The sequence below is a fragment of the Candidatus Woesearchaeota archaeon genome (assembly GCA_027858315.1).
In the GTDB taxonomy this organism is placed as follows: Archaea; Nanobdellota; Nanobdellia; order Woesearchaeales; family UBA583; genus UBA583.
On record JAQICV010000018.1, the window covers coordinates 1 to 2,479 of the forward strand.

The following is a 2,479-nucleotide window of genomic DNA, read 5'->3' on the forward strand; positions in this document are numbered from 1 at the left end:
CCTGAGACGGAGTAAGTATAAGGTATGCGACAACAGGATGAGTTTTCTCACACAATAATAAATCTCGCATGAACTAAATACAATCAGCCCGCTCAGAAGAGTGGGCTTTTATTTTTTAAACTAATTAATAAATAGTGAATGAATAACAAAGGAAAAAAGTTTTTATCTGATTTAAAATTATATTCGGACTACTTTAAGTGGCAAGAGGATAAAGGTCGTTATGAAACATGGGAAGAGGCTTGTGACTCCATTTTAGATGGACATAAAGAGAAGTATGAGGATTTAAATATACAAAAAGAATTAGATCTTGCTAGAGAGCAAATGCACGATAAAAGAGTTTTGGCAAGCCAAAGAAGTTTACAATATAGATATCCTCAACTTAAAAATAATAATGAAAGGCTATTTAATTGTGTAGGAGCTTTATTTAATAAAAATGATTATTTTAATAAATTCTTTTATATTCTTTTAAGTGGATGTGGTTTAGATTTTTCTCTTAGAAAACAATTCACTAAACAAGTATCGAATATTAAAGAGAGAACATTAGGCACAAAAACATTTGTAATACCAGATAGTATTGAAGGATGGGCAGACTCTTTAGGAGTATTGATGTCTTCTTATTTTGTGGATAAACAATCTTTTCCAAAATATTCCGGATATAAAATTAAGTTTGACTTTAGTTTAATTCGTCTAAAAGGAGCTTATATCAGTGGTGGATTTAGAGCCCCAGGTGCAGAAGGATTAAAGCAGTCTTTAGAAAAAATAGAATCTTTAATTGATAATTGGATTAGTAAAGAAGGAAGCGAAGTAAGAGGTTTACTAATATATGATATAATGATGCACGCTGCTGATGCAGTACTATCAGGAGGCGTTAGAAGGAGTGCCACAAGTATTTTAATTGATGAAAATGATGAAGAACTTAAAGGAGCTAAACTAGGAAATTGGAGACAAGAAAACCCGCAAAGAGCAAGAAGTAATAATGCTGTTGGTTTATTTAGGAATAAATTCTCTTATGAAGAATTAAATAATATTATTGAATTAAATCAAGGAGATAATGATTTGTCCTTTATTTTTGTACATGATGAATACGAAATTTCAAACCCGTGCAGAGAAATTACATTTCGTCCAGTATTAGAGGATGGAAGAACAGCAATTCAAGCATGTAACTTATCAGAGATAAATGCATCTACTTGTGATACTGATGAAAAATTTTATAAGGCTTGTGAAGCTGCTTCTATTATAGGAACTTTTCAAGCAGGATTTACATCATTTCCATACTTAGGGAAAGATACTGAAGACTTGATTGCTAGAGAGGCTTTAATTGGAGTCTCTATTACAGGATGGATGAATAACCCTAGTTTATTTAATGCTACCTTATTAAAAAAAGGAGCTGAAATTGTAAAAACTACCAATGAAAAGTTAGCTAAAAAACTTGGAATCAATAAAGCAGCACGTAGTACGACAGTTAAGCCGTCTGGAAACGCCAGCGTTATCTTAGGTACTGCTTCTGGAATTCACCCAGAGCATTCAGAGAAATATTTTAGGATTATGCAGTTAAATAAAGAAAGTGATACTGCAAAATGGCTAGAAAAAAATATGCCCTTCTTATTAGAGGAAAGCTATTGGTCAAATACTAGATCTGATTATGTTGTATATACTCCAATCGAAAACCCTAAACAAGGTTTTTATAAGGATCAAATGAAAGGAATTGCACATTTAGAAGCAATCCAGTTTGTTCAAAAAAATTGGGTAAATGCAGGCACAAATGTAGAAGCCTGTCTTAAACCTTGGTTGAGAAATTCAGTTAGTTGTACTGTTATAATAGATGACCAAGACTCTATTACAAATTACTTATTTAATAATCAAGACAGTTTTAAAGCAGTCTCATTTATTTCTGATTTTGGAGATAAAGACTTTAATCAAGCGCCATTTACTTCAGTATCATCTTTAGAAAATGTTGTAGAAAATTATGGAAAAGGAGCTTTATTTATCTCAGGACTAATAGTAGATGGATTACATTATTTTAATAATGATTTATGGAGTGCTTGTGATTTAATTAAAGACAAAAACTTACCTATTACTGGAACAAGAGATCAAGTATTACTTAAAAAATATTGGTTATCACGAGCAAAGAAATTTGCTAAAAACTTCTTTGATAATGATATACAAAAACTTGTGTATTGTTTAAAGGATGTTCATTTACTACATAAGTGGGAAGTTATTAATAGAGAAATGTATTCTGTTAATTTTGGGAAAATTTTAAACAAACCAGCTTTTAAAGATATATCTGATTATGCTTCTGTAGCTTGCAGCGGTGGATCATGTGAAATTACAAAAATATAATTATGGGGAAACATAAAAACAGATTACCTAATTCTACACAAAGTTTAGTGCAGAATTTTGAACCTATGAATGATAAACAACAAGAGTTCATGGATTTAATTTATAAAAATGATATTACAATTGCTGCAGGAGTAGCAGG

At 31.0% G+C, this 2,479-nt stretch carries 1 protein-coding gene; it reads left to right on the forward strand.

Annotation, left to right across the window (positions count from 1 at the left end; translation table 11 throughout):
- Positions 1–138: 138 nt before the first annotated feature.
- The gene (locus PF569_01170) at positions 139–2,340 is read left to right on the forward strand and encodes a hypothetical protein (GenBank protein MDA3854838.1); all 2,202 of its coding nucleotides are present in this window, start codon (positions 139–141) and stop codon (positions 2,338–2,340) included.
- The last annotated feature ends 139 nt before the right edge of the window (positions 2,341–2,479 follow it).